This is a genomic window from Exiguobacterium sp. HSB13 (assembly GCF_056764755.1).
In genome coordinates, this window is the sequence record NZ_JBUZOM010000001.1 from 65,296 (window position 1) to 88,143 (window position 22,848).

The window sequence follows — 22,848 nt, forward strand, 5'->3', positions numbered from 1 at the left end:
AAAAACAGTACATTTGTTCTTGTTTGTGAGATACTGATAGTAAAGAAAAACGAGGAGGAGGTTTTCTTGATGAACCATATGCATATTGGTCGTGCCGGTAGTGGGAAAACGACACAATTGATCGAGCGCGTCATACAAGAACTCGAGCAACGACCGCTAGGGGAGAAGATGTATTTCATCGTTCCGGATCAGATGTCATTTGAAATGGAGCGGCGGATTGCGACAGATGACCGGATAGCAGGTCTTGTTCGTCTTGAGGTCATGAGTCTACGGCGCTTTGCGTTTCATATCTTACGCGATTACGGGAATCAAGCGATTCCATTTCTCGATGAGACGGGGACACAGCTATTACTGCGACAGGTCGTCGAGGAATCAGAAGACGAACTGAAGATTTTTAAACGAACTAAAAACATGCCAGGATTTTTCCAAGGACTTGATGAGCTCATCGCGTCGTTTAAACGCTCGTTGATTGAACCAGACATGTTGCGTCAAGTGAGTGATCGTTCTCTCGAACGGTCACCGAAATTGAACGATCTTGCTTTGATTTATGAGCGCTTTACGGAACGCATCGTCGATAAAGCACTCCATGCGGACGATTACTATACGACGTTACTTGAATTACTTCCAAAAGCACGACTGGATCAAGCGACGATCATCGTCGACGGATTTTATGAATTTTCGCTTCAGGAACAACAAGTACTGCTCGCCTTGATGCAACAAGTGGCTGAAATGCATATTAGTTTTACGATGGACCCAACGGATCCTTATGCGAAACAAACCTCTTTTGGTGTGTCTCAGCGATGCTACATGCAGTTGATCGGTCAGATGCAGGAGCTGTCGATTCCATACGAAGAAATCTTGTACGATCAACCAATCAAGTTTCAATCAGAAGGGCTACGACATTTGGAGCAGGCCTTGTTGAAGCCGGGATATCCCGCTGTCGATCATGACGTTGACGGCTTTCAGATGACAGCTGCAGTTAACCGTCAAGTCGAAGCAGAATCAGCCGTGCGTAAAGCGATTCAACTCGTTCGACAAAAAGGGTATCGTTTTCATGAAATGGCATTCGTCGTGCGACATCTAGAGCCGTATGCGGATCACTTGGAACGAGCCTTCCACATGTACGATGTTCCGTATTTCTTGGATCAACGTGAGTCGATGGTTCATCATCCGCTCATTGACTTGATTCAATCTGCTTTAGACATCGTGACGTCGGGTTATCGGGAAGAAACAGTCTTTCGTTTACTGAAGACGGAGCTCTTGCCGATTCCAGCAGAAGATGCGCGTCTAGCGCTCGATCGTTTCGAGACGTTCGTGCTCGAACGCGGCATCAAAGGATCGATGTGGCAACAACCATGGCAATTAAAGCGACGCCTAGCGGAGGAAGTTCGCTTAACGGAAGAAGAGCTTGCGCAAGAAGAAGAACTGAACGATTTACGAACCTTCGTCGTCGACTTGATTGAACCATTGCACCGTCGGTTGAAGCAGGCAAAGACGATGAGCGCGTATACGAAAGGTCTTTATCAATTCCTTGAAGAACAAAAAATTGCAGAACGTTTAATGGAATGGCGTAAGCAGGCACTAGAGCAGGATCAGTTACTTGTTGCCCGGGAACACGATCAAGTGTACGAAGCGATACTCCATCTATTCGAACAGCTAGAAGCTGCTGCGCCTGAGCATACCTTGTCGACGGAACTGTTTGTTCAGATGGTCGAGACAGGACTTGAGAGCCTTCGTTTTGCACTTGTTCCTCCATCGCTTGATCAAGTTATCGCGACGGACTATGTCCGTGGACGATTACAACGAGTGAAAGTCGTCTTTTTACTGGGAGTGAATGATGGTCTGATTCCGTTCGTTCAAGATCAATCAAAGTTACTGTCCGAAAATGATCATGACTTTTTACATGAACATGGTATTCCGGTTGGGAAAGCGTCTCTTGATGTGTTTGATGATGAGCTGTTTTACCTGTATCAAGGGATGATGGCTCCAAGTGAAGCATTGTATGTTAGTTACGCACTTGTCGATGAAGAAGGAAAGGCGCTTCAGCCGGCAGCGATCACAAAACAATTAAAGCGACAACTGTTGCTCGATCGTCCGATCAAAACACACTTTGCAGAAGCTGGGGAACACGCACCGCAAGAACAACTTGATTTTGTGACGAGTCCAGATCGCGCGGCAGCAGCGACAGCGATTGAACTCCGGCGTCTTCAACGACGTTATCCGATTCAGCCGATTTGGTTCGAAGTGTACAATACGCTTCTCGAAAATGGACAGGGACGTGAACGGATGGGGTTATTCTCGAGTGCCTTGTTCTATCAAAATCAAGCGGAAGCCTTGCCGGAAGGGTTGGCGCATCGTTTATATGGTGATTCACTGCAAGCGAGCGTTTCGCGTTTTGAGACCTATAACGCCTGCTCGTATAAGCATTTTGCCCGATACGGACTTCGCTTACGCGAGCGAAAGCTTTATAAATTTGAAGCACCAGACATCGGAAATCTGTTCCACGGTGCATTAAATGATCTGTCGCTCAGTATTAAAGCTTCCGGACGACACTGGCGAGAGCTCGATGGCGAGACGTGCGGGACACTTGCGAAGGAAGCTGTCGAAAAGGTGACACCGGAAATTCAGAATGCGATTTTGATGAGTTCGAGTCGGTTCGGGTATATCAAGAAAAAATTGACGGATGTCGTGGAGCAAACAGCTAAAATGCTTGTTGAACAAGCAAAGCGAACAGATTTTGAACCCGACTTATTTGAAATCAGTTTTGGGAACGCGACGTTCCCACCATTACGCTTTACATTGCCGGATGGAACAGAAATTGAATTCACGGGTCGCATCGACCGGATTGATCAGGCGACGATTGGTGATCAGCTATACGTTCGAATCATTGATTATAAATCAAGTGCTCGAGGACTTGATTTTGCGGAAATCTATTATGGGCTTGCGATTCAGATGTTGTTGTATTTGAAGACGGTCGTGGAACAGTCGGAGCTGCTTTATCAACAGCAGGCAAAACCAGCTGGTGCGTTATATTTCCACGTCAAAAACCCCATGTTGCGGGGCGATTTATCGGCTGACGAAGAAGAACGCAACCGACTGTTACTCGAGTCCTATCAAATGCAAGGCGTCATCCTCGAGAATGACGAAGTACTACGAGCGATGGATCATATTGCGTACGATGAACGAAAAAAATCACCGCTTGTCAAAGTGACATTCACGAAAAACGGACTGCATAAGACGCAGACGAAAGGTGTCGTACAGGAGGAAGATTTATCAGCGCTGATGGATCATGCATGGGAGTCACTAAAAGACAGCAGTCAAGAAATCTACGATGGGGATATCGCTATCAATCCATTTGATTATCAAGAGCGGACTCCGTGTAGTTTTTGTGAGTATCGTTCAGTCTGTCAGTTCGATGAATCGCTTGGGAATCAGTATCGCCCATTAAAGCCGATGTCTGAAAAAGAGGTACTGGAACGGTTGAAGGAGGAAGAAGAATGAGCGTGCGTTGGACGGAAGAACAACAACAAGCCATTTCAGCTAGAGGTGGACATATCCTAGTCTCAGCGGCAGCTGGATCAGGGAAGACAGCCGTCCTCGTCGAACGGCTGACGCAACGATTGATTGATCCCAAAGATGAGTTGTCGGCAGATCGAATTCTAGTTGCTACCTTTACGAATGCGGCAGCACGTGAGATGAAGACGCGGGTCATCGAGGTCATGGATCAGCGCATCAAAGAGGCACCGGACGATTTGTATTTGAAAAAACAGCGTCAATTGATGAACCGGGCACAAATTACGACGATTCATTCGTTCTGTTTGTCGATTCTCCGCGAGAATTATTACCGGATTGGTCTGGATCCTGCGTTTCGAATTGCCGATGAATCTGAATTACTGTTATTACAAGACGATGTCTTAGAAGCGGTCTTTGAGTCCTTTTATGCTTCTGAGGACCCGGGATTCTATGATTTGATTGATAGTTATACGTCAGATCGGGATGATCAAGCGATGCTGACACTGATTTCGAATCTCTATCGATTTTCCCGTTCCTTACCAGATCCGGAAGCCTTTTATGCACATTTAATCAGTCAGTACGATCAGCCGATTGACCCGGATGATTCTCCACTTATGCAACGACTAGTCGAATTAGAGTGGGAAAGTCTCTCAAATGTATTGGGACGTTACCGAGAACTTGCTTTTGAGCTGGAGCAGTCTGGTTATGCGGAAATGGGAAACATGATGCGACAGGACATTGCTCCTTTTACCTCACTTGAGACGTCAGCACGCCAATGGTCGATGGTTGCGCTTGCTTTTCAAGCAGTAGAGTTCGGTCGCTGGAAGAGTCCACGCGGGGATGAAGGAATCAAACCGTTTCAAGCAGAGCGGACGCGACTCGTAGCGGAGTTCAAGAAAATGAAAGAGTTATTCGTCCAAAAGACTGGTGTTGATTATTTAGAAGACTTACGATCGCAGCTTCGACATGTGGAAACGATCGTAACACTCGTACGTCAATTTGCAAGTGATTATCTTGAAGCGAAACAACAACGTGGTATCGTCGATTTTTCGGATCTTGAACATTTTGCATTAGAGATTTTGACGGACGAAGGACAACCGTCAGACGTGGCAAAACTTCTGAAGGAACGCTTCGTCGAAGTACTCGTTGACGAATATCAAGATACGAATGAGGTTCAGGAACGCATCATCCAATTGGTCTCGAAAACGGATGAGGCGACAGGAAATCTCTTCATGGTCGGTGATGTCAAACAATCCATCTATAAATTTCGTCATGCAGAGCCAGGACTGTTCCTTGAGAAATTCAAACGATTCCAACAGACCGACGTTGGAACACGGATCGATTTAACAAAAAACTTCCGAAGTCGTCTTGAAGTGCTGGATGGAACGAATCAAATCTTCCGCCAAGTAATGGATGAGACGGTCGGGGAGATTGATTACGATGAAGCCGCGCACCTTCGACTCGGGAATCTGAGTTATCTCGAATCGGAGCAAGTGGCGCCTGAATTACTCTTGATTGATCCACTTGATAGTGAAAAAGAAGAGGTTGAAGCACGAGCGATTGCAACACGAATTTTAGAACTCGTTGATTCGAAGCATCCACATCTGATTTACGATGCGAAAGCAAACCGATTCCGGACCTGTGAATACCGCGACATCGTCGTCTTAGCACGGTCGCGTGGTAAGCGTGTCCAAGCGCTTGTCGAAGTGCTCGAACAGTATGAGATTCCGGTCTATGCGGATACGACGGGCGGATACTTCCAAGCGACGGAAATTCAAATCATGATGGCATTGCTCAAGACGATCGATAATCCACTTCAAGATATTCCATTCGCGAGTCTGTTACGATCGCCGATTTTTGGAGTGGCAGATCGAGATTTAGGACGGATTCGAGCAAAACAAAAAGAAGGAAGCTTTTATGAGGCAGCGCTAGCGATGGCGGCAGAGGAATCATCACTCGGAATTCGAATAGATGAAATTATCCGTCAGATTCAATCATGGCGAACTGAAGCGCGTGGGAGTGCCCTTCCGGCTTTTATTCGATCGCTCTTTGATCAGACCGGCTATTTTGAGTACGTCGGCTGTCTCGCCGGAGGAAAAAGTCGTCAAGCCAACTTGAACGCCTTATATGAGCGAGCGAAGCAATATGAGACGTCCGGTTATCGTGGATTATATCGTTTCCTTCGTTTGATCAATCGATTAATTGAACGAGGAGAAGACTTCGCAGAAGCCCGTTCGCTTGGAGAAGACGAGGACGTCGTTCGCATCATGACGATCCACCAATCAAAAGGACTCGAGTTCCCTGTGACGATCGTCAGCCAATTGACGAAGCAATTCAACAAACAGGATCAGATGCAAGCGATTCAGTTGCATAAGACGTATGGCATTGCCCTAGATGCGATTGATCCAATTCGTCGTTTAAGATCTGGGACCCTTCTGAAAGAAGTCATTCGCCGGGAAATGGATCGAGAGATGAAGGCGGAAGAGATGCGCGTCTTGTATGTTGCGATGACTCGAGCGAAGGAAAAGTTGATTCTCGTCGGCACAGTCAAGGATTTAGAAGATCAAATGGCGACTTGGCAGATGACGCCACCAGATGAAGTCTTACTACCTGAAAATGACCGGCGCCAAGCGAAGAGTTATGCAGAATGGGTCGTTCCGGCAGTTTTACGCAGTAGTTTACTACGTCCGGATGAGACGGATTGGTCGATTCGCGTGATGTCTTTAGAGGAGTTAGCACCGTATCAAGAAATCTCAACACTCGTGGAGCAACTCGAACACGTCCAGAAGCTTGAAAAAATCGATGTGCCGATTAATTCGCAAGTCAAAGAAATCGTCGAAGCGGCATTTTCGTATCAGTATCCGCATGCGCTTGCGACAGAGACGGCAGCAAAACAGACCGTCACGGAACTGAAGCGGGCGGAACAGCTGGAACGTGCAGCATTTGAAACGACATATCGCCAGACGACCTATTACCGAACGCCTCAATTCCTCGGACCAGTTCTCAGTGGGGCGGAACGAGGAACGGTCTTACACTTAGCGATGCAATTGTATGAACCGGACGAATCGATTTCGAATCAAATTGATCAGTGGGAAGCAACGGAACGCATTACGCCGATTGAAGCGAAGACGATGCGGGAAGCGACAGCACAGTTACAAGGGTTCCTCGACTCTGAAATCGGACAATTGTTCAGCGAACGATTACGGACGAACCACGTCTATCGTGAGTTGCCATTCACTTATAAGATCGGGGCATCGCGCTTCCGGAAAGACTGGACAGGTCCAGTGGATGACGCAGTCATGCAAGGAATCGTCGACTGTTTGATTCAGGATGGGGAGTCATATATCTTGCTCGATTATAAATCGGATCAAATCGTTACGACGGAAGTCGGGCAAACACCTGCAGACGTGTTACGTGAACGATATGCGACCCAATTGAATCTGTATCAAGAAGCGCTAGAAGCGATTCTTCATATTCAGATTACACGGAAGGTCATCTATGCGTTTGCTTTAGAAGAAACGATTGATTTAGTTTAATTTAATTTTGATACGATCGAGACCTTCCTCGTTCTCCTACTTAAGGTAGAGATGAGGGAGGTTTTAGCATAGGACGAAAGAGGGATGAGGAATAAGGAGACAAAATCAGTTTCTGAAGCGATTTCCGTTTCTTATTGTGAAGGAACTGTGTAAAATAAAGAAGATATGTTACTTTGACGATGGATAATTTTGGGAGGTTTTAATAGATGGCACGTATTTTATTAGCAGAAGACGAAGATGTCTTACGCATGTTAGTACTCGATACACTAGAAGATGAAGGATATACGATCGACGAAGCGACAGATGGAGACGAAGCGTATCAAAAAATCATGAACGCTGAATACGACCTTGTTCTACTTGATTACATGATGCCTGGAATGACAGGGATTGAAGTCATCGAAAAAGTCCGACAACATCCGGATAAGCAACATCTAAAAATCATGATGTTGACGGCTAAAAGTCAACAATCCGACCGGGAACGCGCGGAAGAAATTGGTGCGAACTATTTCTTCTCCAAACCATTTAGTCCTCTAGAGTTGATTGATGTAGTAGGAGGAATACTGAGTGATCACAAAGTGGATTAATCGAAAAATCGGACGCCAACTCATGGCTTCCTTTTATGTCGTATTAGCTACATTGATGATTTCATCATTGATCGTCTACAACTACACCGACACGAAACTGCAGGCGACTCGGGCGAAATTAGAAGATATCCGTGATCGGAGTGCACGTGCGGGTGCCTTATGGGAAGAGTGGCAGGATGTCCAGTTCAATATGCGTGGTTATGCCTTGATGGGAAATACGGATTTATATAATCAGGTCATGGCCCAACAAGATAAGATCGATCAGCAGACTGAATGGTTCGAAAAAAATGCGATTTATGATCAGGGAAAGGCATTCGCCCAGTCCTCGAGAGAATTGTATGGTTATTATTTCGATGCCATTTTGCCGCTTATTCAATCTTATGTCAAAGCGAAAGAATCCGGAGATGTCACGGAATCGTTCTTAAAAGGAACAACACTTGCTGAACTGCCACTTGGTCAGCGATTGTTAGCTGAAGGTAAGATTCAATTAGATGCTCAAGGAAACATTGATGTACTATCAGAGATCAATAAGAGCGAGCTAGCACTCGGCGGTTATCGTGAATTTTTAGAGGATTGGGCACAACGGACGAGCGCCCAGCTGGAACGGGAAATCCGGACGACACAGCTGATTTGGTTAGCGAATATCGTCGTCTTACTTGCCATCTTGATTTTCTTTATTTATCCGTTTATTCGCCGCATCACGATGGAATTATTATCTCTCGTCAAGAACAGTCAACGGCTTGCAAACGGTGAAGATGTTTCGAGCGTCAAAGTACCGAATCGTAAAGATGAAATCGGAATTCTGGCGTTATCCTTCAATCAGATGGCAAGTTCGATTTCCGAGAACAAGCAGCATTTATTAGCGAAAAATGAAGAATTACAGGCGCAACAGGAAGAATTGCAAGCACAGCAGGAAGAATTACAAGCACAGCAAGAAGAACTCGAAGAAGCATTAGAACTGACGATGCGGAATGAGCAACATTTGCAGTATCGGAATGATTTGACAGAAACGCTAGCGGCACGTGAGTCGTTGACTGCTTATCCAGAAATCATCGAGAAGCTCGTCACGATCACAGATTCTGAGATTGGTGCATTAGTATTTGTTGATGAGGAAGACAGTTATTCTGTCGTTACGTATGGAATGACGGATGAATTGGCAGAACAGTTGCTTCAAAACGAGGCGTCTCTCTTAAAACGAGCCGAGTCATTGAAGTCACCTGTGCATTCTTCTAAACAAGTCGCGAGCAATCATCCATTACCGTATCCGTACTATATGTATGAAACGGCTGTGCCGATTCTCGATCCAACGGCAGATGATATCATCGCGTATATCTACCTTGTCCGTTATCGCGATCAGTTTACGAACGAACAGATGCGTGATGTCATGTCGTTCTCTCGTCAATTGTCACTATCGCTCTTACGCATGCGTTTATTTGATGAGATGACGAAAGAGAAAACGAAGACGGAACGGATTCTTGATTCGATTCGAGAGGCCGTCATCTATCTCGAACCGGGTAAAGAAGAGGTCTTCGTCAATCGACCATTATACGATTTATTCCCGGAATTACGTTATGGTGTCCAGACTGAACAGGAGACACTGCAAACGTGCTTAGAAGTCATTCGATCCGTCGTCGATGAACCGGAAGTCTTCAGTCGATATGTAGACTCAGTTCTGCGTGGAGAATTACCGACTGACAGTCTACAATTCTCGATTCGAAACGAGACGGTATTCATTCAATTTTATGTCGAGGTGATCCAGATTCATCAGGTGCATAAAGGAACGATGCTCGTCATGCGTGATGTGACGAAAGAGACCGAAATGGATCGTTTGAAATCGGAACTCGTTTCAACCGTCTCTCATGAACTTCGGACGCCACTCTCTTCGATTTACGGCTTTACAGAGCTCATGCTCAACCGGGACATCGAAGAATCGCGCCAAGATCGATATTTACGGACGATCCATTCCGAAACGGAACGTCTTGCGAATCTCGTCAATGATTTCTTAGATGTCCAGCGCATGGAATCAGGAACACAATCGTATAAAAAAGCATCCGTGAACGTTCATGCGATTGCTGAAGAGACGACACAGTTCTATGCAGCTTCGACACAAGCTCATCGGATTACGTTCCGTCACGAAGGAGATCAATTGCCCGTCATTGAAGCAGATGAAGAAAAAATCAGACAGTTGCTCAATAATTTATTGAATAATGCGGTGAAGTATTCACCTTCTGGCGGTGCGATCGATGTCGTACTCACGACATCGCTTGATCAAGTCATTCTTCAAGTCCGGGATGAGGGAATCGGGATTCCGGAACAATCGCTCAGTCGTCTCTTTGAAAAATTCTACCGCGTCGACAACTCAGATAGTCGAAAAATTGGAGGTACGGGTCTCGGTCTAGCCATCTGTAAGGAAATCGTCACCGGTCATGGTGGAGAAATTCACGTGGAATCGGTCGTAAGGGAAGGAAGTCTCTTCACTGTCAAATTCCCAATCGTCCAATCCACACATGTGACAATCTCCTGAAAAAACCATATATCAACAAAATAACACTAGGTGTTCGTCCTGAAATCAGATACGATGAGATAGGAAAAGAAAGGAGGAAATGAAATGCCAATCACAGCATTCGTTCACACACACGTCTTACTTTGGGTACTTTTATTGGTCACGTTCTTCGTCGCCTTTTCGATGTACAAGAACAACAAAAAAGCTGCAAAAGGGATTCATATGGCGTTCCGTCTGTTGCTTTTATTGACGTTCGCGACAGGTCTTTACCTGTATATCAAAATCATGGGGATGTCTGAAAATCCAGACCCACTCTACCATGCGAAGATCACCCTCGGCTTATTGTCGCTCGTCTTCGGAGAGTTGACACTCGTTCGTGTCAAAAAGGGCAAAGCCTATTCCGGTTTCGTCATCGGATTCATCGTGCTTGTCCTTGTGACAATATTCCTAGGTTATTCACTCCCATACGGTATGAAGTTCTTCTAATTTCATGCGGAATCAAAGAGTCCTTTTCGACCTCATAGGTTGAAAAGGACTCTTTTTGTATGTCCGTTAGTAATTTTTGTTTACAAGTGGTTGTTATTTGGGAAAAGGGATGTATTACACAGTAGAGAGGGGAACGCTTGTGGCACAGTTGAAGGAATGGACGAAGGTTTTCCGGGCACGGAAATGGATGAAACGCGCAGAACCGGTGTTACCACTTTGGCATGGGTATATCGGTTATAAATATGGATTATTCGATGCTCTTCAAACAGGAGCAACACAAGCAGAGGCACAGCTACGGATGCAGCGTCCGCTGACACAGGAAGCGCTATCCCGCTGGTTCGAAGTCGGCGTCGCAGTCGGTCACTTGAAGAAAAAAGATTTACGCTATACAGCGACTCGCCATGTTCTTCCGGAACTCTCTCAATCAGACGACCGCAGTATCGGATTCATGTTATCGGAAATGATGGAGCTGCACTTACCAGCACTATTCTCTTATCCTCAATTTTTAGAAGAGGGTCACCAAAAGACCTTTAATGGAGAGGAACATGGAGACATCGTAGCTGAAACTTCAGCTCTCGTTGAGACTGTTGCTTTCCCAGCAGTACGTCACATCATTCGGAATCGTAATCTGACTTCACTTCTTGATATTGGTTGTGCCTACGGAGGGTATCTCCGTAAAATCCACGAGGCATTGCCGGACTTACGACTCGCCGGAATTGATATTGAAGAATCGGTTATCGCCGAAGCAAAACGGCGAGATACGAGCGGAGAGATTGATTTTGTCGTCGGGGATATCAAAACGTTTGATGTCAAAGAGACATATGACGGTGTCATGATGAATAATATTTTGTATTACTTCCCGCAACCGGAACGACTTGCACTATTAGAAGGAGTTCGTCGTTTCGTCAAAGATGATGGAACAGTCATTCTCGTCACACCATTACGTGATAGTTCACATGGCGCACCTTTCTCAGCAGCATTCAATGCCTTTATGACGTTGCATGAGAATCTATATCCATTACCGAGTAAGGAAGAATTGAAAGAAGATCTATCGAAAGCTGGGTTTGAAAACATTTCGATCACACCATTCTTAAAAGAAGGTGCCTGGTATATCGTCACTGCAAACGCCACTTCCTAAGCGAAGTCTGGCGTTTTTACAGTTGGAAGACAGTTCAAATTTGTCGCTTTTACTATGTGCTTAGTATAATAGTTGAAACGATGAGAGATAAAGGAGAGATTTGGGTGAAGCGACGCGTAGCAGTGATAGGAGCAGGACCTGGGGGACTTGCATGTGCCTTGTTATTAGCAGGAAAAGGAGTAGACGTCACCGTTTATGAAAAACAAACGCAAGTCGGTGGACGAACTTCTGCCGTCAAACTAGGTGACTATACGTTCGACCGAGGACCAACATTCCTTAATATGCCGCATATTTTAGAAAACGTTTTTCACGAAGCTGGTTTACGATTAGAAGATTATTTAGATTTAAAGGCACTTGATCCGATGTACACGCTCTATTTTAAAGGTGGAACAGAGCAATTCACGATGACGACGGATCGGGACCGGATGAAAGAGACGATTGAACAACACTTTCCTGGAAATGGAGAAGGGTACGATCGATTCATGGCAGAGCAAGCACTTAAGCTTGGAAAGCTCATGCCCATCTTACAGACACGTCACGATCGGCTAACGGATTACTTATCACCGCGTGTCTTAACGGCACTTCCACGCCTATCGCTTGGACGATCGCTTTATGATGTTTTATCCGATTACTTCACGAGCGAAGAATTGAAGTATTCTTTTACATTCCAAGCGAAATATTTAGGCATGTCAGCTTGGGAATGTCCAGGTGGTTTTTCCATCCTGTCTTACATGGAACATGCTTACGGTGTCCACCATCCGATTGGCGGGATGCATCAAGTACCGCTAGCAATGCAACGTGCGATCGAGGAGCTGGGCGGAACCGTACAGTTAGGTGCAGGCGTCGAACAATTGATCTTAAATGGAAAAACTGTCGAAGGAGTCATCCTTGAGTCAGGTCAACATGAGTTATTCGATGAAGTCATCATCGGTGCCGATTTCGCACATGCGATGAATCATTTGGTGCCGGAAGGGGTTTTGAAAAAATGGTCCCGACCAAAAATTGACCGTAAAAAATTCTCATGTTCGACGTTCATGTTATATCTTGGTGTCAACCGGACGTTTGATGCACCACACCACACGATTTATTTTGCGGAGGACTATGAGAAAAACGTTCGTGAGATGACACAGACTTTGGAATTATCGGATGACTTTTCATTCTATGTCCAAAATCCATCCGTGATTGATCCAACGCTAGCACCTGAAGGCAAGTCTGCTATGTATGTCCTAGTGCCGGTACCGAACAATTACTCTGAACTTGATTGGTCGATCGAAGGACCGAAACTACGTCGTCGTGTTCTTGACGCCCTTGAAACGCGTTCGCCGTATCAAGGGATTGAAGCAGCAATCGAAGTCGAAGAGATGTTCACGCCAGACGACTGGGAAGCGATGGGGATCCATCAAGGCGCGACGTTCAATCTCGGTCATCAGTTGACGCAGATGATGTATTTCCGACCGCATAATCAATTTGAAGAGCTCGATCATCTGTATCTCGTCGGAGGTGGCACACATCCAGGTAGCGGATTACCAACGATCTTCGAATCCGCGCGTATCACTGCAGAACTTGTGCTCAAAAAAGAAGGGGTGCGGACATGAAGATAGGATTCGTAGGAGCCGGTGTCGGTACACTGCATGCAGCGCTTTTGCTGACAGCAAGACATCCCGGAGTCGAGATTACGATTTTTGAAAAAGAAGCGCATGTCGGTGGTCGATTACGATCCGTCGATTTTGAATCAGGTGGCCGCATCGATGAAGGTCCGACGATCGTCCTGATGCCAGGCAAGTTAAAAGAGCAGTTGGCAGAAGCCGGCGTGACGGGAGTAGAACTTGAACGGGTCGATCCATTGTATGACCTTCACTTCGACGACGGTACCGTCGTCACGAAAGTAGCCGATGTCGTGGATCAAGCGATCGCAATCGAACGTCAATTCGGTGAAGGTCGTGGATTTTATGAATTCATGCATCAAAAAGAAAAGGATTATGAGACGAGTGTATCGAAATTTTTAGAACGTGGTTATCGTCGGAAGACGGAGTTGTTGCACCCAGACATGATGCGTCCATTATTACAGATGCATGCTCTAGAGACAGCACATGACCATTTGAAGCGATACTTCAAGAGTAAATATTTGCGCATGGCATACAGTTTCCCGACATTTTATATCGGCGGAAATCCTTATACAACACCATCGATTTACGGTTTGATTCCGTACCGGGAACAAGCAGAAGGTGTCTGGTATGTAAAAGGTGGCTATTTCTCGCTTGCTGAACGCATGTACGACACATTAGTCGAACGTGGTGTCCGATTCGTCTTCGAGGCACCCGTTGAACGAATCGTTGTCGACCAAGGACAGGCGAAAGAAATCATCTTACAAGATGGAACACACGAAGCCTTCGATCAAATCGTACTAAATGGAGAGTTTCCATTGATGGAACGTCTTGTGGAAGGTAAACAACCTAAGACCTATACGCCTTCAGGCGGTACGCTATTACTGTATTTCAAGATGAAAGGGAAAGTCGATTTACCAGTGCATCGCTTTTTGATGCCAAACGACTTGGAACCGCTCATGACGAATATCTTTAAAAAAGGACGATTACCTGAACATCCGGCAGTCTATCTGTTCCATCCAAGTCAGATTGACCGTAGTTTGACAGGAACGGACGATAGCGTCGTCTATTCATTAATTCCTTCTCCACGTGGCTATGGTGTAGAAGATTATGAAAAAGTAGACTTCATTGAGACCGTACTTGAAAAAATCGAGCATCATCATCCGGGATTCCGGGAAAAGATACAAGAAATGAAGATTCGCACACCGAATGATGCACAGGCCTTTGGATTGTATCAGGGAGGGAGTTTTGGGATTGCGCCGACGATTCGCCAATCTGCTGCCTTAAAGACACAGGCAAAACCGTATCCGGATATCGATCGATTATATGCCGTCGGTGCATCGGTACATCCGTGTGGAGGAGTACCAGTCGTCATGATGGGCGCAACGATACTCGTAAACCGAATGGAACAAGAGATGGGGTGGAAACATGAATTCAGTGACGATCCAGAACGCGTATATCAAATGTGAGGAAGTCATTCAGTCCGGATCTAAAACGTTCTATAAAGCCTTTTCACTCTTACCAAAAGCAGATCGACAAGCTGTTTATGCCATCTATACATTTTGCCGATTCCTCGATGATACCGTCGATGAATCGGAGACACCAAAAGAGAGCTTAATGGCTTTCTTGAATGAATTCAAACGATTCCGTGATGGCGAAGTACTAGATAAACCGTTATGGATTGCTTTAGCAGATGTATTTGAACGTTATGAAATGGATGAGACACCATTTCTTGAGCTCGCAGAAGGGATGCGTTGGGATATCGAGAAAAATCGTTATCAAACGCTTGAGGAGACAGAGCAATACAGCTACTACGTAGCGAGTACTGTCGGTTTGATGCTGTTACCCATCCTTGCACCGCAACAGCCTGATCTCCGTAAATCAGCTATCGATCTTGGAATCGCGATGCAACTGACGAACATTTTGCGAGATGTCGGTGAAGATGCAAAACGTGGTCGTATCTACTTGCCCCATTCATGGATGGAGACATACGGTGTCACAGCAGAGTCGTTACTCGCTGGTCGTCCTTCAGGAGACTTCATCGGTCTCTGGGAAGAGGTTGCCCTTCGAGCAGAGCATCTATATGACGCGGCGATTCCATCGTTTGAACGATATCCACGTGAGAGTCGGCGTGCTCTAAAAGCTGCTGCCTTCCTGTACCGCGGTATTCTTGATGCAGCGCGGGATAATCACTATGACGTCTTTACGAAACGCGCGTACGTCAGCCGTTGGCAAAAAATGAAGTTACTTGCTACGATTTAATACATGACCATAGAAAAAAGACCTTGGCGGGGACCAAGGTCTTTTTTCTATGGTCTGAGACCGGGGAGTCTCAGATTACTTCTACACCAGAGCGAACATCTGGACTACGAGATAGGTCTGTTTCGACCACGGGGATGGTCTTTTCTTTATCGAGCTATCTGTGGACCATTCGGATGAGACGATCTAAGGGGGAACGTCGTAAGTCATGCGAATGGACACACGATGAGTCACGTGATGAAATGGGTGGGTCCCATTTGATTTCGCTGGTTAGAAAAAGTAAGTTCTTCAACGCTCTTGACTCGGGGAAGTCACCTTGCGCTTGATTGAGGATGTGGGGTCAATCACTACCTCTTGAACTCGAAGTAATCGTATCAAATCTTAGTTGTCCGTACAAGTGATTGATATGCAATTCACATAACGTTCACAGGGTAGCGGCGACAGCAGAGACGATTCGTTCACTTGCTAGTTTTCCTGAAAGCGTCACCATTGGACTACCACCACCAGGATGCGTTGATCCACCGGCAAAAAACAAATTGTGAACATTCTTTGAACGGTTGCTCGGACGGAGGAAAGACGACCGGATGCCATTGGATGACAAGCCATATAACGAGCCGTGATAAGCAAAGAAGGTTTGTTCGATATCCTGTGGTGTGACCCGTTGTTCGAAGACGACATCAGATGAAATATCAATTCCAAATGACTGCAATCGTTGATTGATCAGTTGATCATACGTATCAAAATCAATCGCATGTCCAGTATCCGTTGCGGGTGCATTGACGAGCACGAATAAGTTGTCACCCGCTTGTCCCATTTCTGGTGCTGTGACGGAAGAATTCGAGATATAGATCGTCGGCTCCTCAGCGTAACGTTTTTCATCAAAGAGTGCCTTGAACTCAGCTTCGTAATCCGAAGAGAAGAAGACGTTATGATGAGCCAGTCCTTCGATCCGACGTGAGAGACCGATACATCGGACGTAGGCAGAAATTGATGGTTCGACTTGAGCAGGTGTCGGATTTTTAAAATCAGGTCGTGCCGTTTCTGAGATCAGGCGTGGATATTGTGTCAATAAATCGCCGTTCATGACGACGAAGTCGACCGGTAGATATTCCAAGTGATTCAATTCGATTTCCGTTGCTTGTCCATTGACGACTTCGATCTGTGTCACCTCATCGCCAAGACGGAAGACGACACCTAGTTCTTTTGCACGTCGAGCGAATCCTTCTGCGATTGCTGTATTGCCGCCATTCGTGAAGTAGACGCCGTCATTTAGTTCTAAATGAGCGATGAGACTGAAGGTAGCGGGTGTTTGATAAGGGCTACTCCCGATATAGGTCGCATAACGATCGAGTGCCTGAATCAACCCTTTATCCTTAAAGTAGTGCTTATGCAGCCCATGAAGGTTTTGGAAGGGATGCACTTTCAACATGTCTCGCCAGAGGGAGGGGCGGATGAATGAATCTATATTCGTAAAGAATTGTTGTTTTGCAATCGTATGCAACTTCGCCACTTCTTCTTGATAACCTGTAATATCGTTTTTTGCCAACTGACCGTTCGTGAAACGATCTACTTCTGTCCGCATCGCTTCACGTCCAGACGAGAACGTTAAGGTGCGTCCGTCAGAAAAGTGATTGACCGTGTGACGCTCAAGTTTCGTGAATGTAAAGTATTCATCAGGATCCGCACCAGATTCAAGAATGACAGATTGAAAAACTTCCGGCATCGTGATCGTGTTCGGACCAAAGTCGAAGCGATGTCCTTCTGTGACGATCGGCATCATTTTGCCACCGATATGTGTATTGCGCTCGATGACCGTGACACGAAATCCTTTTGCAGCTAATGAGATGGCAGCGCTTAGTCCGCCAAGACCAGCTCCGATGACAGCTATATGTTTCATGATACTGATTCCTCCTTATGAATAGGTCCTACCCTTCCATGTGATTTCCCGTTTCCTAAAGCTTCGAATCATCGCACTTGCTAGCAAGATGACATAAAAGAATACAGCTAGTGGATGGAGCCACCAAACATGTCGGATTCGTGCCGCACGATCAATCCGGAATCGTGCTAAGTAAAGAAGAATCAGTGCACCACCTATCTGCCAGGATGGGTGAAGGATGAGATAAGGTAGGACACTTGCTTGAACCAAGTAAAAGAGTAGAAAGTATGATCCGACAACATAAGAATCGTTCATCCCACGAAAGACATTCTTTAGAAAACCTTGCCAGACCTCTTCATTCGTGGCGTACATATCACAAGAGACTGCTGGAGCGACTTCGACGAGCGTCGTCGTCCATCCGTATTTTTTAAATGTGCGACAAAGTTCTAAATCGTCAACTAGAGCCGATTGAATACTTTCATGTCCACCGACTTGATCATACGCACGTCGTTCGACGAGAACGACCATTCCGTTGGCTGCAGCAAACGCTGGATGCTTCACCTTGCGAAAAGGAATCGGAAGATGTTGTGCAATAAGAACATGTTGCATTGGAATCAAACACTTTCCGAGAAACGTCGGTACAGGAAAGGACGGGAAACCGGAAAGGAAAACGGCTCGTTCTGTTCGTAACGTTCCGTATAAGCGACAAATTGCATCAGGTGTCAGTGTCACATCAGCATCGAGAAATAACAAGTAGTCCTCTGTCGTTCGTTTCGCGAGTTGATGACACGCATGGACCTTTCCTGCCCAGCCTGCTGGTAAGGGAAGACCATCAATCACTGTAAAACGGTCGTCTTGACCAATCCGATCGAGCAATAACTCGCGCGTCCGATCGGTCGAACGGTCTTCATATAAGTAAACGTGCATCCCAGGTGTCAGAGCAGGTGCTAGTGCGTCTAATAATTTTCGTACGTTACGCTCCTCATTACGTAAAGGGATGCAGATTGCTAGACTATCTGGTTGAACGGGATCCGTTAATCGTGGTAAAAAAGCTAAATTGATCCATGTATAGAGACAGACAGCTAGAGCGAAGAAGAGAAAGAACCAACTCATGACCGAAGTGCCCGTAACCAGCGCTCCGTTCGCGCAGGAAGTGGTTCCCTTCTTGTAGAGATACAACGATATAAATCAATACGTTCCGCAATTGCATCTGCTCGAATGTCGTCGTATAAGGCGGTTAGTTCTGCCGTCAGTCGTTTTGCCTGGGCACTTGAACGTTCCTCAGGTAATGGATGAAAGCGACGCGTCCGGATATAGATGTCCGGTTGCTGTTCATGGCCATATGAATAATAAAAGGCGACGAGAGACACGTGATCCGTATGACGCGTCAAATGTGTGGCACCACTTGCTAAGCGAAGCGGACGGTCCTCTTGATGACGTTCCTCGCCTTGAGGAAACATCCAGACGCTGCTGCCATTTTGAAGTCGTTCTTTGGCATAATGAAGACTTGTCTTGATATCCGCGAATGATGTCCGATCAACAGAGAAAGCTCCAAGACGAGAGAAGAACGGGAAGCGAGCAAGCCCTGCTTGGTCAATCATGACGTAAGGATCGTGATGGAAACAGGTCTGATCCAAATGAAAAAGAATCATACCATCCCACCAAGAACTGTGCGTAGCAAGCATGAGACCAGGGACAGGTAGATCGTCTGCTCGATATAAGACACGGTGGAAATGACGTCGGATCAAAGCATGATCAACATACGTATGAAATACGGATTCAGCTAATTTGCTTTTGTTTGCTTCTTTCAACGATAACCCCTCGTTTCACAATGAAATAGACGATGAATGCACTTAAGCTGACCAAAGTGACGCCATAGAGACCAGCAACTCCTGCTGTTACACCGAATAAAGTGTGCAACATCAAAAAGAGATACTGATTGTTTTGTTCGAGTGCGGCATCCGTCGCTTTGACTTGATAGCGATTGATGAAAAAGGAAAAGACGAGCGCCGTTCCATACCAGCCGAAGAAGTTCTGTGTCGGAATATCGTAATACCAGCCACCGTCTTGCCAAAGCCAATACGATTTCACGTTAGCAGCAACAGGATCAATCGCTAAATCGAGCCAGACGGCAAACAATGGAACGAGGATCAATGTACTATAGCGAAACGAAAACAAACGGGAGAAAGCGAGACTCGCCCCCATGACCGACAGCCATGCAGCCCCGATCGTTATCGGCACACCTAATAATTGAACACCGAAATCCGACTCATAACGATATGTTCCAAACGGAAAACCGGTATGGACCCCAATCGACTCGATGATGATCGAACCAAAGAAGATGAAGGGGATGACAAGACGACCCTTCGGTAAGATATGCCAAAAATAGAGTGCTGCGTATAAGCCGGAAGCGAATAAAAAGACGGCATTGGCCCACTCGAGCCAAGGGGGGAGTAACGAAAAACCAACTAAGATCAAGCCGATGGTGAACCAAATTGAAAAGAAAATCCAAAGACGTTTATGAAACTGCTCCATGCGTGACATTCCTCCATTTCCAAAATAGCTTCTGTCATAAGTATACCCATATATCTTGAAAACGAGCGAGGGAGAAGCGGTCCTATAAAAAAAGTGGTCCGGCTTCTCGCAAGAGAAACCGGACCACTTCCTACCATCATCCGTTTGAATGTTGCTTTTGCTTCTTCTTTTTGATGAAAGAGAAAAGGAGAAACGCGATATACAACGGAACAGCAACGAACCAAAACGTCGACCATTCATTGCTACGAGCAATCATGACATACGTCACGTATAGCAATGTAAAGGTGATGACGAACGTATGGCGCGGAACGGGAATGTCTTTAAAACTTGGAATCTTGACACGACTGACCATCAAGAAGGCAAGACCTGTGAAGACAAGTGGAACCATCAAGTCGTTCATTCGTCCACTAAACAACGTAACAACGGCCAAAATACCACCTGCCGCCGTAATCGGTACACCTGAAAAATAAGCAGATGCCACATTCGTTGCCGATAAATTAAACCGGGCAAGACGGAATGCGCCGAACAACGGGAACAGAGCAGAAATTAGTAAACCAACTTCTCCGAATTCATAGAAATACGTATAGTAGGCCATCATTGCAGGTGCGACACCGAATGTCACGATATCTGCTAATGAGTCCAGTTCTTTTCCGAAGTCGCCTGCTACACCAAGCATCCGAGCAAGACGTCCGTCCAGACTATCAAGCATCATCGCGATGACGATTAGTAAGGTGGCATTTTGAAAATCACCTTTTGCCGCCATGACGATGGCTAAAAAACCACAATACAGATTTCCGAACGTAAATAGGTTGGGTATTGAATTACGAACACGATCTTTCCACAAAATGATTCCTCCTGCCACTTCATCGATACTACTCATCATACCATAATTAGGAGATGGAATTCAGCCGTTCGTAAAGAGAATCCCCTGAGTGAAAGATAAAAAATCGTGAGGATTCAATCGAACTTGATGTCCACGTTTTCCAGCGGATATGATGATGAATGGTTCATGGATAGCACGATCCGATAAAAGAACCGGAAAATTCTTCTTAGCACCGATGGCAGAGACACCACCTCGAATATAGCCAGTCAGACCTTCTAACTCCTTCATCGGAACAAGCGCGACTTTTTTCGAATGCAATGCTTTAGCCGCTGCCTTTAGAGAGAGTTCTTCTTCCCCTGAAATGACGACGAAGACATATTTATTTTCGACCATTTTCAAAACAAGGGTTTTAAAAATGGTCGAAAGGGGGTAATTAATCTTTCTAGCGACGGCTTCAGCAGATAAATCATCAAAATCAACAGGATAAGTGAGGGATTCGAAGTCAATCTTAGACTGCTTCAGAAGCCTCTCGACGTTCGTTTTGCTCATGTGTTTCTCCTTTGACGAGTGAGTATTGGACCCATTTCCGTCCGTGCCAACGTTTCATGGCGAAAATGCCACGGAACCATTCGTCAGCAGAGAAGGCAATCCAGATTCCAAGTAAACCGAGACCGAAACCAAGACCAAGTGTATAACTGAGGACGACCGCGATTCCCCACATCGATATAATACCGATGGCGACAGGGAAACGAACATCTCCTGCCGATTTAAGAGTTCCCATAAGCACAATGTTCATCGCGCGACCTGGTTCAAGAATGACGCTTGCCCAGAGTAGTGGGATACCGATTGCAATGATTTCAGGACTTGATGTGAATACTGATAGAATCGATGAGCCGAATGAAGCAAGTGCAACAGCTGAGATGAAGCTTGCGAAAACAGCGATCTTCAATGTTTTCACAGCACGTCCATATGCTTGTTCAAATTGTTGAGCACCAACTTGGCGTGCGACGAGTAATTGCGTTCCTTGCGCGATCGCAAGCGTAAATAGGAAACAAAGCATTGTGATGTTTGATACATAAACACGAGCAGACAACGCTGCTTCACCAATTGTTGCGATGAATCCTGTGATGATGAGTTGTGAGAATTGATACGAGATCCCTTCACCAGCAGATGGGATTCCGATGTTCATGATTCGTTTCACATCCTCACGATTGAAATGAATCAAGTCTTTTACTGTAAAACGTAAAGAAAGTTTGCGGTAAACGACAAAGAACAAGACAAGGACAGCGATTGTCCGGGCGATGACGATCGACCAAGCGACACCAGCAACACCGAGAACGGGAATGCCGAAGAGTCCAAGAACAGCGATGACGTTACCAAAAGCACTAACGAAATTCATGAGTAGCGTGACATACATAGCATTTTTAGTGAATCCATGACTCCGGAGAATCGCACCCAGTGTCAATGAGATAGCTTCTAAGAAAAGGAATAGACCAACGATCTTAATGAACGTTTCGCCATAGACGAGCGTCTCTCCTTCTAACGAGAAAAATCCAAGGAGTTGTCTTCCGAACAACACGACGGTCAGAGAAACGATGAGACCGGTATACAAGTTAATCGCAAAAGCAGAACGAGCCGTTTGACGAGCGTTTTGCGTCTTTCTTGCACCGAGGTACTGACCAATGATGATCGTTGCACCGACCGAGGTGATGTTAAAGAGAATAATGAAGATATTCAAAATTTGATTGGATACACCGACTGCCGCAGCAGCGCTATCCGAGTAATAACTTAAAATCAACGTTGCAATGATCCCGAGGCTCATATGCAATGCAATCTCGATGAATAATGGCCACGTAATGTGGAATAAGCTTGGTTGCTTGATTGTTTTCATAAATAAATCCCCTTTGTTTCATAAAACGAATAGTGTTTCTTTATCTTTTTGAAACTATACGCCTTCGATTTTCATAATGAAAGAGGGTTTTTTGTCTTTC

At 45.7% G+C, this 22,848-nt stretch carries 16 protein-coding genes; 9 read left to right on the plus strand and 7 right to left on the minus strand.

From position 1 onward, the window contains the following. Positions 1-69: 69 nt before the first annotated feature. The 9 genes from addB to ACZGCQ_RS00455 all read left to right on the plus strand — a co-directional run bounded on the left by addB (position 70) and on the right by ACZGCQ_RS00455 (position 15,626). Positions 70-3,501, plus strand: coding sequence for a helicase-exonuclease AddAB subunit AddB (addB, locus tag ACZGCQ_RS00415; protein WP_481265065.1), 3,432 nt, complete (start codon positions 70-72; stop codon positions 3,499-3,501). Beyond that, a complete protein-coding gene (addA, locus tag ACZGCQ_RS00420; RefSeq protein WP_481265066.1) occupies positions 3,498-7,049 on the plus strand; it encodes a helicase-exonuclease AddAB subunit AddA in 3,552 nt (1,183 codons plus the stop codon). Before addB ends, addA begins: the two co-directional genes overlap by 4 nt. Before the next feature lie 206 nt (positions 7,050-7,255). Then, positions 7,256-7,633: a response regulator gene (locus ACZGCQ_RS00425; protein WP_294743170.1), complete on the plus strand. Its 378-nt coding sequence runs from the start codon at positions 7,256-7,258 to the stop codon at positions 7,631-7,633. After that, the gene (locus ACZGCQ_RS00430) at positions 7,614-10,157 is read left to right on the plus strand and encodes a HAMP domain-containing sensor histidine kinase (protein WP_481265067.1); all 2,544 of its coding nucleotides are present in this window, start codon (positions 7,614-7,616) and stop codon (positions 10,155-10,157) included. The genes ACZGCQ_RS00425 and ACZGCQ_RS00430 overlap by 20 nt, the downstream gene beginning before the upstream one ends. Before the next feature lie 84 nt (positions 10,158-10,241). Continuing rightward, positions 10,242-10,622, plus strand: a complete 381-nt coding sequence (locus ACZGCQ_RS00435; RefSeq protein WP_481265068.1) for a DUF1516 family protein — start codon at positions 10,242-10,244, stop codon at positions 10,620-10,622. Positions 10,623-10,761: 139 nt separating this feature from the next. After that, positions 10,762-11,760: a class I SAM-dependent methyltransferase gene (locus ACZGCQ_RS00440; protein ID WP_481265069.1), complete on the plus strand. Its 999-nt coding sequence runs from the start codon at positions 10,762-10,764 to the stop codon at positions 11,758-11,760. Between the two features lie 104 nt (positions 11,761-11,864). Beyond that, positions 11,865-13,355, plus strand: coding sequence for a phytoene desaturase family protein (locus ACZGCQ_RS00445; protein ID WP_029340970.1), 1,491 nt, complete (start codon positions 11,865-11,867; stop codon positions 13,353-13,355). Beyond that, positions 13,352-14,833: a phytoene desaturase family protein gene (locus tag ACZGCQ_RS00450; protein WP_481265070.1), complete on the plus strand. Its 1,482-nt coding sequence runs from the start codon at positions 13,352-13,354 to the stop codon at positions 14,831-14,833. Before ACZGCQ_RS00445 ends, ACZGCQ_RS00450 begins: the two co-directional genes overlap by 4 nt. After that, entirely contained in the window at positions 14,793-15,626 is an 834-nt protein-coding gene (locus tag ACZGCQ_RS00455; RefSeq protein ID WP_029340972.1) for a phytoene/squalene synthase family protein, read from the plus strand. Before ACZGCQ_RS00450 ends, ACZGCQ_RS00455 begins: the two co-directional genes overlap by 41 nt. Before the next feature lie 421 nt (positions 15,627-16,047). Here the strand turns inward: ACZGCQ_RS00455 and ACZGCQ_RS00460 are convergent, their stop codons facing one another. The 7 genes from ACZGCQ_RS00460 to ACZGCQ_RS00490 all read right to left on the minus strand — a co-directional run bounded on the left by ACZGCQ_RS00460 (position 16,048) and on the right by ACZGCQ_RS00490 (position 22,748). Continuing rightward, positions 16,048-17,520: a phytoene desaturase family protein gene (locus tag ACZGCQ_RS00460; RefSeq protein ID WP_481265071.1), complete on the minus strand. Its 1,473-nt coding sequence runs from the start codon at positions 17,518-17,520 to the stop codon at positions 16,048-16,050. 15 nt (positions 17,521-17,535) lie between these two features. Then, the gene (locus tag ACZGCQ_RS00465) at positions 17,536-18,612 is read right to left on the minus strand and encodes a glycosyltransferase family 2 protein (protein WP_481265072.1); all 1,077 of its coding nucleotides are present in this window, start codon (positions 18,610-18,612) and stop codon (positions 17,536-17,538) included. Further along, entirely contained in the window at positions 18,609-19,310 is a 702-nt protein-coding gene (locus ACZGCQ_RS00470; RefSeq protein ID WP_481265073.1) for a lysophospholipid acyltransferase family protein, read from the minus strand. The genes ACZGCQ_RS00465 and ACZGCQ_RS00470 overlap by 4 nt, the downstream gene beginning before the upstream one ends. Then, positions 19,279-20,034: a carotenoid biosynthesis protein gene (locus tag ACZGCQ_RS00475; protein WP_481265074.1), complete on the minus strand. Its 756-nt coding sequence runs from the start codon at positions 20,032-20,034 to the stop codon at positions 19,279-19,281. Before ACZGCQ_RS00475 ends, ACZGCQ_RS00470 begins: the two co-directional genes overlap by 32 nt. Positions 20,035-20,170: 136 nt before the next feature. After that, positions 20,171-20,917, minus strand: coding sequence for a CDP-diacylglycerol--serine O-phosphatidyltransferase (gene pssA / locus ACZGCQ_RS00480; protein ID WP_174316042.1), 747 nt, complete (start codon positions 20,915-20,917; stop codon positions 20,171-20,173). 21 nt (positions 20,918-20,938) lie between these two features. Then, positions 20,939-21,406, minus strand: coding sequence for an aminoacyl-tRNA deacylase (locus ACZGCQ_RS00485; protein ID WP_481265075.1), 468 nt, complete (start codon positions 21,404-21,406; stop codon positions 20,939-20,941). Beyond that, positions 21,366-22,748, minus strand: coding sequence for an MATE family efflux transporter (locus ACZGCQ_RS00490; protein ID WP_481265076.1), 1,383 nt, complete (start codon positions 22,746-22,748; stop codon positions 21,366-21,368). Before ACZGCQ_RS00490 ends, ACZGCQ_RS00485 begins: the two co-directional genes overlap by 41 nt. Positions 22,749-22,848 lie beyond the last annotated feature (100 nt).